The following is a 13,264-nucleotide window of genomic DNA, read 5'->3' on the forward strand; positions in this document are numbered from 1 at the left end:
CTCATTTCCGCCTGCGTGTCGCTTGCTGCATGAAGCGTGCAGCGTCTCTTAATTAAACAGCTTCTTGAGACCGTCCTGCAGCTGCTTGTTCACTTCTTCCTTGGCTTTCTTCTGGGCGGCATCCTTGAGCACTTCTTCGGTGGTGTCGCCTTCGCCTTCAATGCCGAATTTCTCTTTCAGCTTGTCTTTGGTGGCGTTGGCGGCGACCTGTTTGCCGATGTCCTTGAAGCCATCCTTGTCCGGGCCACACCATTTGGCGGGGCTGCCACCCAGGTTGCCTTCGCAACGCAGCGGCCAGGTGGTGCCGGTCAGGTACTTGGAGGTGCCCAGTTCCGGCGATTGCATGCCGATCTTCAGGTCGAAGTCCTGGTTGAGGATGTTCATCCAGCCATTACCGGTGATTTCCCCTTTTTGCAGTACCGCAGACAGGCTGTCCAGATACGCCACGTTCTTGTCCAGCCGCGCCTTGGATTTCAGGTCGAGAATCTTGGTGTCCTCGGACAGGGCGCTGGGCAGTTTGCCGGATTCCTGGCTGGGAATCAGGGCGGTGGCCAGGCCCTGGAACTGGCCGAGCATGTCATTCACGCCGCCAACCAGGGTGCTGTACAGATTCAGGCCGCGCACGGTGGTGTCGGCCAGGGACAGATCGATGGTGCCTTTGGCGGAGTTCATCAGCGCTTTTTCGCTGTTGCCGCTGGCACTGTAGCTGCCGTTCATGTCGAACACCCCTTTGGCCAGATCATCCTCCAGCGCCATTTGTACCAGCGGTTGGATCTGGACGCTGGAGACGGTGTTGCTGGCGGTGATTTTCGGGGTGCTGCCGGAGGCATCCAGTTTGGCTTTGGCGCTGAAGCTGCCGCCCAGGGTGCTGCCGCTGGCGCGGGTCAGCTGCAAGACACCGTTTTTGGCGCTGACGGCAAATTTCATGTCGCTGGCGGTAATGCTGTCGTATTTCACGGTGCCAATGGCCAGTTCGCCGTCCACCAGCAGTGGGCGCAGGGTGTCCACCGGGATCAGCTCGTCACTGGACAGGCTGGCGGTTCCGCCGGTTTTGCCGCCGCCGGCTGCGGCGGTTTCGGTATCGCCACTGGCAGGAGGCATGTAGCCGTCCAGGGTGATCTTGTCGAGCACCAGGTCAAAGATGATCTTGCCACTTTCCAGGCTGGCCAGGCCGGCGCTGCCGCTGAGGGTGCTGTCATCCAGGGTCAGGGTCAGCGGGCTGGCCATGACGCTGCCGGGCTCGCCGCCCAGGGTGGCGTCCAGGGCAATCTTGCTCAGTGCCTGGCTGTCGGTGGTTTCGATGGGCGCTTCGCCAATCGCTTCCAGCACCTTGTTGGCATCGAAGGGCGCGGTGGCCAGCTTGCCGCTGAGCTGCATGTCGCCGGTGAGGGCGCTAATGTCCACGTTGCCTTTGGTCTCGGTGCCGGCGGCTTGCAGCAGCAGGTCCTTGATGGAGACGGTGTCCTCGTTCAGGTTTACATCCAGATTCTGTTCCAGATGCACATCCACCGGCATGGTGGTGGCGCCGGCGATATTGGCATCCAGTGTCATCGGGTTGAGGACGAAATGGTTATTGTCGATATCGGCGGCCAGTACCGTGTCCAGATTCATGTCCACGCGCATGTCGCTCTGGTCCTGATAGCGCAGGGACATCTGCAGCGGGAAGGGTTCATCCAGGTTCACGTCCTGGGCATTCAGATTAAAGTGCTCGACGACGATGTCGGTGCCATCGGCGGTGCTGCGGTAGCGAACCTTGCCGTCGCTGACCACGACTTTGGGAATGGTCAGCGGAATGTCCAGGCTGCTGCTGCCCTCGTCTTCGGCCGCCGGTTCTTCTTCAGCGGCGGTGTCTTCTGCCGGCGTCTGCGGGCCAATCTTCTCCCAGTTGGCGCCGTCCGGGCCGTCCACCAGGTTTACATTCAGGCCAGCCAGGGTGATGCCGTCCATTTCCACCTGGCCGTACAGCAACGGTAATACGGCAACGCTGACGCTGGCTTCGTCGAGGGCGGCGAACAGCTCTTCGTCATCGGCAATGCGGGCTTCGGTGCGGCCAAGACTCACGCCCAGCGAGGGCCAGAATTGCCAGGCCAGGTCACCCTGAATGTCCAGTGTCAGGTTGGCCTGTTCCTGTGCCTGTTTCTCGATTTCCGGCTTGAACTCGTTGGGATCAATCACCTGCGTGATCACAAAAACAGCAATGGCTAATAGCACAATGATGGCAAACAAAGTGATCAGCAAAATTTTTAACAGGCGTCCCATGTAGCACTCCTTGCGCGTTGGTCGTTGGACCGTGATTATAGCAGTGGGGATTCACTGACCATACCGTAGCATTATTCGTGATTGTTATTGTGACGTTAGGGGAAGAGCGTTTGCGAAAGTTCCATGTTGTTGTCTTGATGGCGCTGCTGTTGGTGGGGGGCATGGTGCGTGCCGAGCCCATTGCACTGGTTTCGGCGGGGGATAGCGTTCAGTTGGGGGCCCGGGTGGATGTGCTGGAGGACCCGGAAGGCAACTGGACCTTGAGTCAGATTCGCGACCAGTTTGCCAGTCGTTTTCGCCAAAGTGACAGCAACACCCTGAATTTCGGTTTTACCAAAAGCACGATCTGGCTGCGTTTTCAGCTGGATGCCAGCCAGATGGATGGGCGTAGCTGGTTCCTGGTGGAGCGCTATCCGATTCTCGATGAGCTGACCCTGTTCGTGCCGCAGCCGGGTGGCGAGTTCCGGGAATACGCGGTGGGGGATACACGCCCCTTTGGGCGGCGGCCCATGGATCACCGCTCTTTTGTGTTCAATCTGGAATCGCTGCCAGACGGGGTGAGTGAGTACTATCTGAAGGTGCGCGGCAAGGGCGCATTGAACATGATGCCCATGCTCTACAGTGCCAAGGGGCTGGTGGAGTACACCTATCTGGAGCAGTTGCTGCAGGGGCTGTTCTACGGTTCGTTGACCATCATGTTGATTTACAACCTGCTGTTGTTTCTGTCCCTACGTGACAATGTGCACCTGCATTTTGTGGTGTTTCTGACCGGGGTGCTGTTTTTCAATATCTGCGTCAGCGGCTTTGGATTGCAGTATCTGTGGCCGGAGACCCCCAAGATCAATGAATATTTCTGGCTGACCACCTATACCTGCGGGCTCTCGCTGGCGCTGTATTCACGGCAGTTTCTGCAGTTGGCCCAGCGGTTTCCACGCTATGACCGATTGCTGAAGCATTACCTGATCCTGATCGGGCTGGCGTTCCTGTTGCAGTGGGTGATTCCGCCGCCGTATTCCTATCACCTGTCCACGGTGGTGGTGATGATGACGGTGGTGCTGTTCAGCTGGCTGGGCTGGGTGGTGTGGCGCCAGGGCTTCCGGGTGGCGCGGTTGTATGTGTTGGCCTGGTCCGTATTTCTGCTGACAGTGTTCCTGTATGCCATCGGCAATCTGGGCTTGATTCCCTATAGCGTGATTGTTCCTTACCTGCCGCATTTCGGCGCCCTGTGGGTGGTGGTGATGTTGTCACTGGCACTGGGCGACCGGATCCGGTTTCTGGAAAGTGAGCGCAAGCAGTTGTCGGTGGAGGCGCAGCAGAACCTGGAGCGACACCTGGCGGATATCGAACAGATGAACCAGGACAAATCCATGTTCCTGCAGTACATCAGCCATGAGCTGAATACGCCGATCAACTGGATTGGCGCGGCCGATTCACTGGGGCAATCCGGGCAGTGGCCGGGTGAGAAAGAGGTGGATGTGTGGGCCATGGTGCGCAAGGGGCAGCGGCGCCTCACGGGGATCGTCAGCACCTCACTGCGGTATTTTGATCTCTCCGACCGCCACCAGCCGCCGTTGCAGGCCAGCTGTCAGCCCATGTGGATGTTCGACGCCATTTTGCGTGACCAGGCGGCGCGGATAGAGACTTGCGGTGTGGCGGTGCGTAACCGGATTTCACCGAATTTGCAGGTGCGAGCCTGTGAAGGGGAGTTGCGTGAAGTGCTGACCATGGCGCTGGATAATGCGCTGCGCTTCAGTGCCGAAGGCGATAGCGTGGAAGTCAGCAGCACCGTGGATGTGCCGGCGGGCCATGCCGAACTCTGTATCCGTGATGAAGGCAGGGGGGCTACCGCGGAGCAGCTGGAGCACATCCTCGAACCATTCTTCGTGATGGGATCACGTCACCATGAAGAAGGTTTTGGCCTGTCCCTGGCCATGGCGCGGGTGATGGTTGAGCAGGTGGGCGGTTCTCTGTGGGCGGAAAGCGCCGGACCCGGGCGGGGGTTTGCGCTGCATATCCGGTTGCCACTGGCTCAGTTATAGGCCGGGCTGCTGCTGGCAGTGTTCGGGCAGGGTGAGCGTTTCTCCCAGCTGCTGACCGATCAGGCGCAGAAAATCCTTGCCCACGCCGCGCCCCTGAGTGGCGGGATGCACGACCATCCAGGCCAGCTGCGGCTGGTTTTCTTCTATCAGGGCGATAGCCACGCGCTGCCCATTGAAGTGGGCAGCGAACAGCCGCCCTTGCCCGCCAGCCACCGCATCGGCCAGCTTCTGGCGGTATTGCGGGGCATCACGCAGCACCTTGGCAAAGGCTTCGCACTGGGTTTCCGTAAGGGCATGGGCTTCTACGCTGATGGGCATCGACGCTCTCCGCTGGTTAGCTTCTGTTGGGGTGCGTATAATAGCCGGTCCAATGCCTGGGAGGTATAGATGAGCAAGCGAAGCGCTACCGTAGAGCGCAACACCCTGGAAACCCAGATTCAAGCCACCATCAATCTGGATGGCACCGGTCAGTGCAAACTGGATACCGGGTTGCCGTTCCTTGAGCACATGCTGGATCAGGTGGCACGTCATGGTTTGGTCGATCTGGACATCAAGGCCAAGGGTGACCTGCACATCGATGCCCACCACACGGTGGAAGATATCGGCATCACGCTGGGCCAGGCCTTCGCCAAGGCCATCGGTGACAAGAAAGGGGTGCGCCGTTACGGTCACGCCTACGTGCCTCTGGACGAAGCCCTGTCACGGGTGGTGCTGGACCTGTCCGGCCGTCCGGGCCTGGAAATGTTTGTGGACTTCACCCGGGGCAGCATCGGTGGCTTCGACGTGGACCTGTTCTACGAGTTTTTCCAGGGCTTCGTGAATCACGCCATGATTACCCTGCATATCGATAACCTGCGCGGCAAGAACGCCCACCATCAGGCTGAGACCGTGTTCAAGGCCTTTGGCCGCGCGCTGCGTATGGCGGTGGAGCCGGACCCGCGTATGGACGGCATTACCCCGTCCACCAAAGGTACCCTCAGCGAAAGCGAGTAACCGTACAGCACAGGCTCCCGAATATGAGTGAAGTCGTTGCCGTTATTGATTACGGCATGGGTAACCTGCACTCCGCAGGCAAGGCGCTGGAAAAGGTCGCCAATGGCCAGACCATCATCATCACCGGCGACCCGGATCAGGTCCGGGCGGCGGACCGGGTGGTCTTTCCTGGTGTGGGCGCCATTCGTGACTGCATCGCCGTTCTGAAAGACACCGGCCTGGATCAGGCGATCCGGGATGTGGCGAAAGCCGGCAAGCCATTGCTGGGGATCTGCGTCGGCATGCAGGCGATGATGGCCCGCAGTGAAGAAAATAACGGGGTGGATTGCCTGGGCATTTTCGATGGGCAGGTCACCTTTTTCGGTGAGCAGTTCAGCGATACGGGCGCCCGCCTGAAAGTGCCGCACATGGGCTGGAACCAGGTGCAGCAGGGCATGGCGCACCCCATGTGGGCGGGGATCGATAACCATGCCCGCTTTTACTTCGTGCACAGTTACTGTGTCACCGGCTTGCCTGACGAAGCGGTAGCCGGGCGTTGCGACTACGGCCTGAGCTTTGCCGCTGCCGCAGTCCAGGGCAATGTGTTTGCCGTGCAGTTCCACCCGGAGAAAAGTGCTGACGCCGGTCTGACGCTGCTGGAAAATTTCCTGCGCTGGCAGCCATAAGCAGACGCTACACGCGGCACGCAACAGGCTTGCACGGCCCGCCTTCTCCCGGCCGGGGAAGGCGGGCTTCCATGAATTTGATAAAGAGATTCTGATGTTACTGATTCCCGCCATCGACCTGAAAGACGGTAAATGTGTACGCCTCAAGCAGGGCCGTATGGAAGACGACACCGTGTTCTCCGACGACCCGGTTGCCGTTGCCAGCCATTGGGTGGAACGTGGCGCTCGCCGCTTGCACCTGGTCGACCTGAACGGGGCCTTTGCCGGTGAGCCGGTGAATGGCGAGATCGTCAAGGCGATTGCCAAGGCCCACCCGGACCTGCCGATCCAGATTGGTGGCGGTATTCGTAGCCCGGAAATTATTCAGGCCTACCTGGATGCGGGGGTGCAGTGGGTGATCATTGGCACCAAGGCGGTGAATGAGCCGGCATTCGTCAAAGCCATGTGTGAGCAGTTCCCCGGCCACATCATCGTGGGCCTGGACGCCAAAGACGGCAAAGTGGCCACCGATGGCTGGGCGAACGTGACCGATGTGGATGTGATCGATCTGGCGAAACAGTTTGAGAACGACGGCGTGTCCGCCATTGTTTACACCGACATCAGCCGCGACGGCATGCTGCAGGGCGTGAATGTGGATGCCACCGTGAGACTGGCCCAGTCCATGTCGATTCCGGTGATCGCCTCCGGCGGCATTACCAATCTGGATGACGTGCGCAACCTGTGTGCGGTGGCTGACCAGGGCATCAGTGGTGCCATTACCGGCCGTGCCATCTACGAAAACACCCTGGACTTTGCCGAAGGCCAGGCGCTGTCTGATGAGTTGAGCGGCGCCTGAGCGCCGGGGACGTATTATGGGTTTAGCCAAACGCATTATTCCGTGTCTGGATGTGGATGCCGGCCGCGTGGTCAAAGGCGTGCAGTTCGTGGATATCCGCGATGCCGGTGACCCGGTGGAAATTGCCAAGCGCTATAACGATGCCGGTGCAGATGAAATTACCTTTCTGGATATCACCGCCAGCCATCAGGAGCGCGATACCACGCTGCACACAGTGGAGCAGATCGCCAGCCAGGTGTTTATTCCGCTTACCGTGGGTGGCGGCGTGCGTGCGCTGGAAGATATTCGTAACCTGCTGAATGCCGGTGCGGACAAGGTGGCGATCAACTCGGCGGCGGTACATAACCCGGAGTTTGTCCGTGAAGCGGCGGAGCGGTTTGGTTCCCAGTGTATTGTGGTGGCCATCGACGCGAAAAAAGTCAGCGCGGAAAGCGACACCAATCGTTGGGAAATCTTCACCCACGGTGGCCGCAAACCCACGGGCCTGGATGCGGTGGAGTGGGCGCGCAAAATGACCGACTACGGTGCCGGTGAAATCCTGCTGACCAGCATGGATCGTGATGGCACCAAGAACGGTTTTGACATCGCGCTGACCCGTGCCATCTCCGATGCGGTGCCGGTGCCGGTGATCGCCTCGGGCGGGGTCGGCAATCTGCAACATCTGGTGGACGGTGTGCAGCAGGGCGGCGCTGATGCGGTGCTGGCGGCGTCGATTTTCCACTTTGGCGAATATTCGGTGCAGCAGGCCAAGGAATTTATGCAGTCGGCCGGCGTGGAAATGCGCCTGGGCTGATCGGCCTTCTCTCGGTTTTAACCTCCTGTCACAACTTTAGCCGTTACGTACTGGCTATAAATGGAACCCTGTTTTACTCTCGAGGTTTTGGGGGCGCTGCCCCTGTTGAAAGACCATAAAAAAATCACGGGAGAGTTGTAATGGGTTCAGGTGCGTTGATTGATATCGGGCTGCCGTTATCGTTGTTTTTGATCATGGTGGGAATGGGCATGACCCTGACCCCCAAAGATTTCCGCGAAGTTGTTGTTGCCCCGCGTGGCACCTTCTATGGCCTGGTCTGCCAGATACTCCTGCTCCCGCTCATCGCCCTGGGCGTGGCACTGGCGCTGGACCTGTCGCCAGCGCTGGCGGTGGGCCTTATCGTGATTGCCGCCTGCCCGGGCGGCACCACCTCCAATCTGTTTGTCTATCTGGGGCGCGGTGATGTGGCCCTGTCCATTGTGCTGACCGTGCTCGCCAGCCTGATCACCATTGTCACGCTGCCTGCGTTTACCGGTTGGGCCCTGGAGCGTTTTCAGGACACCGCCAAAGCGCTGGAACTGCCCGTGATGCGCACCATCATTACCCTGTTCGTGATTATCCTGTTGCCGGTGGCCATCGGCATGGCTATTCGTCACTTCCGCCAGAACTGGGCGGAAAAGGGCGAAAAGGCCGTGGGGCTGCTGGGGCTGGCGGTGATGGTGGCGGTGATTGCGCTATTGCTGGTGGAGCTGGGCGATGAAGCTCTGGTGCTGTTCAAGCAGGCTGGTGTGTCCGCCATTATTCTCAATCTGGCCGGTATTGTTCTGGGCATGGTGGGTGGCCGGGTGATCGGCTTGAGCCGTGATCAGGCATTCACTGTGGCCATCGAGCTGGGAATCAAGAACGGTACGCTGGGGTTGATGGTGACCTTGACCCTGCTGCATTCCGAGGCCATGTCTGTGCCGTCTGCGGTTTACGGTGTACTGATGTTTGCTTTCGGTTTCCTGATGATCGGTTACGCCAAACTTACCGGTATCGGCAAAAACCGGGATCAGGACCCGGCGTGAGCTTCGCTCCCGGTGGTGGCTGTGGTCACTGCCGGGGTGCTCAATAGCGTGGACACCGACACTACCTCAATGCCGGCGTCTTGCATCAAGGGCAGTACCTGCTGCAGGTAGTGCACGGTTTCCGGATACGGGTGGCCGATGGCAATCGCCTGGCCGCGTTGCCGGGCCAGCCGGATCAGCCGGTTGAACTGCTCATTGATGCTGACCAGATTGCGTTCATTATCCAGAAAGACATCGCGCCCGGCGTGGGATAGCCCCACCTGCCGGGCCACCTGCTGTGCCACGGAATGACTGCTGGTACGGCTGTCCACAAAGAATAGCTGGTGCGCCTTCAACTCTGTCATCAGCCAGCCCATGGGCTGTTGCTGTTCGGTAAGCGCGCTGCCCATATGGTTGTTCAGGCCGCGGGCCTGGGGAATCTGGCTCAGGGCCTGGCGCACCGCATCCAGCAGTTGAGGCTGATCCATCCCGCCCCGCAGGCCGCCCTGATCAAGGACCTGATGGCGTTGCGCGGCCATGGGCATGTGCACCAGCACTTCCTTGCCGGCCAGGCTGGCCCGCTCCGCCAGTCGGCGGGCATGGGGGGAAAAGGGGATCACCGCGCAGGTGACCGGCGCGGGCAGGTCCACAATGGCCTGGCCGTGTTGCCGGCTGTAGCCCAGGTCATCAATGATGATGGCAATGCGTGGTGCGGCCAGCGCGCTGGCGCTCAACAGCAGCCCCGGGAGCAGCCACCCCAGGGCCAGTAACCGGCCTGTCATCAAGGCTGGTCGGGCTGTGAGGCGTGGGCGGGGCGCTGAGTGAGGACGACGCCTTTGAGAATGGAGAGCGCCTGCGCCAGCGGGTAATCGTCCTCGGCCAGGGAGCTGCGTTTCTTCTCTTTCTCGCTGTCGCCGTTTTCATTGTCCAGGTGGCGAGGCAAGTCTGCTTCACGCAGGTGCATGTCTTCGCGTACTTCGATCTTGGTGACCACATCCACGGCAATGTCGGGTTCAATCCCTTCTGCCTGAATGGAGCGCCCCTTTGGGGTGTAATAACGGGCGGTGGTGAGTTTCAGGGCGCGGTCCTTGCTCAATGGCAATACCGTTTGTACGGAGCCTTTGCCGAAGGTGCGGTTGCCCACCACGATGGCGCGTTCCTGGTCCTGCAGGGCGCCGGCCACGATTTCCGAGGCGGAGGCGCTGCCGCCGTTGACCAGCACCACCAGCGGTTTGCCGTTCAGGGCATCGCCGGCGCTGGCATCAAAGTCGTTTCGGCTCGCCTTGTCGCGGCCCTGGGTGTACACCACCAGGCCGGCATCCAGGAACAGGTCGGTGACTTCCACGGCGCCGTTGAGCACGCCGCCGGGGTTATTACGCAGATCGAGAATCAGGCCGTTAAGAGCGGTGTCCTTGTTGAGCTTGTCCAGCGCTTTGCGGGCGTCGTCACCGGTGTTGTTCTGGAACTGGGAAATGCGCAGGTAGCCCAGGCCCGGTTCCAGCATTTTTGATTTCACGCTGTGGGTCTGGATGCGGTCGCGTTCGAGGCTTACCTGGCGGGGTTTTTCGTCGCCTTCGCTAAGGACCATCAAGTCGATTTTGGTGCCGATTTCCCCGCGCATCAGCTCTACGGCTTCGCCCAGGGTCAGCCCTTTCACAAAGGTGTCGTCGATCTTGAGGATCAGGTCGCCCGCGAGAATGCCGGCGTTGCTGGCCGGCGAGTCATCCACCGGGGTGACCACTTTGACAAAGCCGTCTTCCATGGTGACTTCGATGCCCAGGCCGCCGAATTCGCCGGTGGTGGTCACCTGCAGGTCGTCAAACTGGTCCGGGGTCAGGTAGTTGGAGTGCGGGTCCAGATCGTGGAGCATGCCGCGGATGGCGGCTTCCAGCAGTTCACGGTCATCCACGTCTTCAATGTAGGCCGCACGGATGCGTTCCATGACCTCGGCAAAGGCGCGCAGCTCGTCCACCGGGACGCCTTGCTGGCGGGCCTGCTCATCAAGGGCAGGGTCCTGAGCGTGAAGTGCGGTGAGCGGGCTCAGGGCAAGCAGGCCGGTGAGCGCGACAGAACGGAGCGTGGGCAGGATGGTTGTTGGCATTCAGGATCCCCGGCGGGCACAGAAAAAAGGTGTGCGCGTTTCAAAGTTCATCATCGATTTTGCGCCAATGGCGGCAGTGTAACACGCTGATTGCACCAGCGTGTGGGGTTCACAGCCTTGCCCCGGTGGCGTATCTCGAAGTAGAGACCGTTGGTCCGGTTGCCGCCGGAATTGCCGGCCAGGGCCAGGCTGTCGCCGGCGGACACCCATTCGCCGACCTCGCGTAACAGGCTCTGGTTGTAGCCGTAAAGAGTCAGGTAGCCGTTGCCGTGATCAACAATGGTCAGCAGGCCATAACCGCGCAGCCAGTCGGCAAACACCACGCGGCCGGCATGGATCGCTCGGACCGGGGTGCCCGGGGCAGCATTGAAAATGACGCCTTGCCAGCGCAGCGCGCCTTCCCTGCGGCTGTTATAGCCGGTGGAAATGCGTGCCTCCACGGGCCAGGGGAGTTTACCGGCCAGATTGCCGAAGGGCTTGCCGCCCAGGTCGGCAGGAATGTCATTGAGGCTGCGCTGCATGTCTGCCAGCAGCTTTTGCAGGCGCTGCTGATCTGCCTTGAGCTGGTTAAGATTGCTGCCACGATCATCCAGTGAGCGGTTCAGTGATGCCAGTGTGGCCTGGCGCTCTTTCTGGGCGTCTTGCAGTTTGTCCGCATGGCGTTGCACGTCGGTGCGTTTTTCCAGCAGCACCTGGCGGGCCTTCTCTACCCGCAGGGCAATCGCCTTGAGTTCATCAAGCTCGCCGTTGACGGCCTTGAGGCGGTTGCTGCGGGCGCGTTGGTAATATTCCTGGTAGCGCAGCAGGCGGGCGATCTGGTCGGGCTGTTCCTGGTTGAGCAGCAGTTTGATGCGTTCCTGGCGGCCGGCCTGATAACTGGCGCGCACGGTTTTGCCCAGCCAGTCCAGCTGGGTGCGTTTTTCTGCGGCCAGCACTGCCTGTTCTGCCTCCAGGCCGTCGAGGCGTTGCCGGGCGGTGCTTGCCTTTTTTTCCAGATTCCGTTGTTCCCGGGTCAGCCGGCTGATGCGCAGTTCCGCCTCGCGCAGGCTGGCCTGCACGGAATCACGTTCGCGCAATTCGCGGCTCTGGGCCTCGCTCAATTCGCTGATGCGGGATTTGAGCTTCTCCAGCTGGGCCTTGCTGGGCGCGGTGTCCGCCACCCCGCTAACAGGGAGCAGGGCCGGGAGCAGTAGAAGCAGCAGTAATCGTCGGGTCATGGCGAGGTTTTACCTTAACGGCCCGGGGATGTGTATACTTGGCGCCGATTTTCCTTCGGCTTTCTTTCCCGGGGGAAACAGTGGCGCCGCACCATTGGCGCCGATTAGAGCCAACGCTAATGATCCGGGGTTTCCATGGGCAATCTGATTGAATTCGCCAGCAACCATTATATTCTGGTGTCCGCCTTTTTCCTGTTGTGGGCACTGTTTTTTGTGCTTGAGTCCCGCCGCGGCGGCCAGTCTCTAACGCCGCAGTTGGCCACCAACATGGTGAACCAGAAAGACGCGGTGATCGTGGATCTGCGCGACAGCGATGAGTTCCGCACCGGGCATATTGCCGGTAGCATCAATATTCCCGCCGGGCAGGCGCTTGATCGTATTGCAGAGCTGGAAAAATACAAGGACAAACCCCTCATCCTGACTTGTGATATGGGGGCAAAGGCCTCACATCTGGGACGGCAACTGCGCACCAAGGGCTTTTCTGATCTGTATCGCATTCAGGGTGGCCTGAACGCCTGGCGATCAGCCAGCCTGCCGGTGGTCAAAGAGTAAGCAGGAGGCAGAGATGGCCAAAGTCGAACTGTATACCACTGCCTGGTGCCCGTTTTGCGTGCGTGCCAAGCAGCTGCTGAACAGCAAGAATGTGGCGTTCGAGGATACCGATGTGGATCGCGAGCCCCAGCAGCGTGCAGTCATGATGCAGCGCGGCGGTGCCCGCACGGTGCCGCAGATTTTCATTAATGATCACGCCATCGGTGGCTGTGATGAACTTTTTGCTCTGGAGCGAGCGGGGGAGCTCGATGCTCTGCTCGGAGCAGGCCAGTAACAGGAGAAGAACATGGCTGATGAACAGCAACAGGTTTTCCAACTGCAGCGTATTTACCTGAAAGACACGTCCTTCGAGTGCCCGGGTGCACCGGAAGTGTTCCTGCAGGAATGGAAACCCAAGGTGAACGTGCAGCTGAACAACAGCGCCCGCCGTGTTGGTGAAGGCGATGAGTTCGAAGTGGAAATCACCGTGACGGTGACCGCCAAGGACGAAGCCGAAGAAAAGACGTTCTATTTGGTGGAAGTGAAGCAGGCCGGTATCTTTACCGTGAAAGGCATCGAAGGCGAAGAGCGGGCGCAATTGCTCGGCGCGTATTGCCCGAATCTGCTGTTCCCGTATGTGCGTGAAGTGGTGTCGGACCTGGTGGCCAAGGGGTCATTCCCGCAGATGGTGCTGCAGCCGATCAACTTCGATGCGCTGTATCAGCAGCAGCGTCAGCAGCAACAGGAAAATGCTGCGGCGGCGGGCGAGACCGTTCAGTAAACTGCAATTAATGGTTAATAACGGATAATTAAAAGCTGCGAGA

14 protein-coding genes are annotated in these 13,264 nt (G+C 59.9%); 9 read left to right on the plus strand and 5 right to left on the minus strand.

What is annotated here, in order from left to right; genetic code table 11:
- Positions 1-48: 48 nt before the first annotated feature.
- On the minus strand, positions 49-2,259 hold the full coding sequence (locus tag F1529_RS03270; RefSeq protein ID WP_155132139.1) for an AsmA family protein: 2,211 nt from the start codon (positions 2,257-2,259) through the stop codon (positions 49-51).
- A gap of 110 nt (positions 2,260-2,369) precedes the next feature.
- On the opposite strand from F1529_RS03270, the gene F1529_RS03275 reads away from it, so the two are divergent.
- A complete protein-coding gene (locus F1529_RS03275; protein ID WP_230457692.1) occupies positions 2,370-4,298 on the plus strand; it encodes a sensor histidine kinase in 1,929 nt (642 codons plus the stop codon).
- Here the strand turns inward: F1529_RS03275 and F1529_RS03280 are convergent.
- The gene (locus tag F1529_RS03280; protein ID WP_155132141.1) at positions 4,293-4,616 is read right to left on the minus strand and encodes a GNAT family N-acetyltransferase; all 324 of its coding nucleotides are present in this window, start codon (positions 4,614-4,616) and stop codon (positions 4,293-4,295) included. The two genes, F1529_RS03275 and F1529_RS03280, sit on opposite strands and share 6 nt — an antisense overlap.
- Positions 4,617-4,685: 69 nt before the next feature.
- Between F1529_RS03280 and hisB the strand changes: the two genes are divergently transcribed.
- The 5 genes from hisB to F1529_RS03305 all read left to right on the plus strand — a co-directional run bounded on the left by hisB (position 4,686) and on the right by F1529_RS03305 (position 8,612).
- Positions 4,686-5,291 carry an imidazoleglycerol-phosphate dehydratase HisB gene (hisB, locus tag F1529_RS03285; protein ID WP_007148968.1) on the plus strand — a complete coding sequence of 202 codons (606 nt, stop codon included), beginning with the start codon at positions 4,686-4,688 and terminating at the stop codon, positions 5,289-5,291.
- Between the two features lie 23 nt (positions 5,292-5,314).
- Positions 5,315-5,956, plus strand: a complete 642-nt coding sequence (gene hisH / locus F1529_RS03290; protein WP_007150969.1) for an imidazole glycerol phosphate synthase subunit HisH — start codon at positions 5,315-5,317, stop codon at positions 5,954-5,956.
- Positions 5,957-6,050: 94 nt separating this feature from the next.
- Positions 6,051-6,791: a 1-(5-phosphoribosyl)-5-[(5-phosphoribosylamino)methylideneamino]imidazole-4-carboxamide isomerase gene (hisA, locus tag F1529_RS03295; protein ID WP_007148976.1), complete on the plus strand. Its 741-nt coding sequence runs from the start codon at positions 6,051-6,053 to the stop codon at positions 6,789-6,791.
- 16 nt (positions 6,792-6,807) lie between these two features.
- A complete protein-coding gene (gene hisF / locus F1529_RS03300; protein ID WP_007150815.1) occupies positions 6,808-7,584 on the plus strand; it encodes an imidazole glycerol phosphate synthase subunit HisF in 777 nt (258 codons plus the stop codon).
- 140 nt (positions 7,585-7,724) lie between these two features.
- A complete protein-coding gene (locus tag F1529_RS03305) occupies positions 7,725-8,612 on the plus strand; it encodes a bile acid:sodium symporter family protein (protein WP_155132143.1) in 888 nt (295 codons plus the stop codon).
- Here the strand turns inward: F1529_RS03305 and F1529_RS03310 are convergent.
- Genes F1529_RS03310 through F1529_RS03320 form a run of 3 tightly spaced genes read right to left on the minus strand, consistent with a single transcriptional unit; the run spans position 8,597 to position 11,909 of the window.
- Positions 8,597-9,373 (minus strand): divergent polysaccharide deacetylase family protein, encoded by a 777-nt coding sequence (locus F1529_RS03310; RefSeq protein WP_155132145.1) that lies wholly within the window; start codon positions 9,371-9,373, stop codon positions 8,597-8,599. The genes F1529_RS03305 and F1529_RS03310 overlap by 16 nt on opposite strands.
- Positions 9,373-10,692, minus strand: a complete 1,320-nt coding sequence (locus F1529_RS03315) for a S41 family peptidase (protein ID WP_155132147.1) — start codon at positions 10,690-10,692, stop codon at positions 9,373-9,375. Before F1529_RS03315 ends, F1529_RS03310 begins: the two co-directional genes overlap by 1 nt.
- Before the next feature lie 50 nt (positions 10,693-10,742).
- Positions 10,743-11,909, minus strand: coding sequence for a murein hydrolase activator EnvC (locus tag F1529_RS03320; RefSeq protein ID WP_155132149.1), 1,167 nt, complete (start codon positions 11,907-11,909; stop codon positions 10,743-10,745).
- A gap of 135 nt (positions 11,910-12,044) precedes the next feature.
- On the opposite strand from F1529_RS03320, the gene F1529_RS03325 reads away from it, so the two are divergent.
- The 3 genes from F1529_RS03325 to secB are packed head-to-tail and all read left to right on the plus strand — an operon-like array spanning position 12,045 to position 13,221.
- The gene (locus F1529_RS03325; RefSeq protein WP_007150962.1) at positions 12,045-12,461 is read left to right on the plus strand and encodes a rhodanese-like domain-containing protein; all 417 of its coding nucleotides are present in this window, start codon (positions 12,045-12,047) and stop codon (positions 12,459-12,461) included.
- Positions 12,462-12,474: 13 nt separating this feature from the next.
- Positions 12,475-12,735 carry a glutaredoxin 3 gene (gene grxC, locus F1529_RS03330; protein ID WP_007150626.1) on the plus strand — a complete coding sequence of 87 codons (261 nt, stop codon included), beginning with the start codon at positions 12,475-12,477 and terminating at the stop codon, positions 12,733-12,735.
- A gap of 12 nt (positions 12,736-12,747) precedes the next feature.
- Positions 12,748-13,221 (plus strand): protein-export chaperone SecB, encoded by a 474-nt coding sequence (gene secB, locus F1529_RS03335; RefSeq protein WP_007150551.1) that lies wholly within the window; start codon positions 12,748-12,750, stop codon positions 13,219-13,221.
- Positions 13,222-13,264 lie beyond the last annotated feature (43 nt).

The organism is Alcanivorax sp. VBW004, from assembly GCF_009718865.1.
GTDB lineage: Bacteria > Pseudomonadota > Gammaproteobacteria > Pseudomonadales > Alcanivoracaceae > Alcanivorax.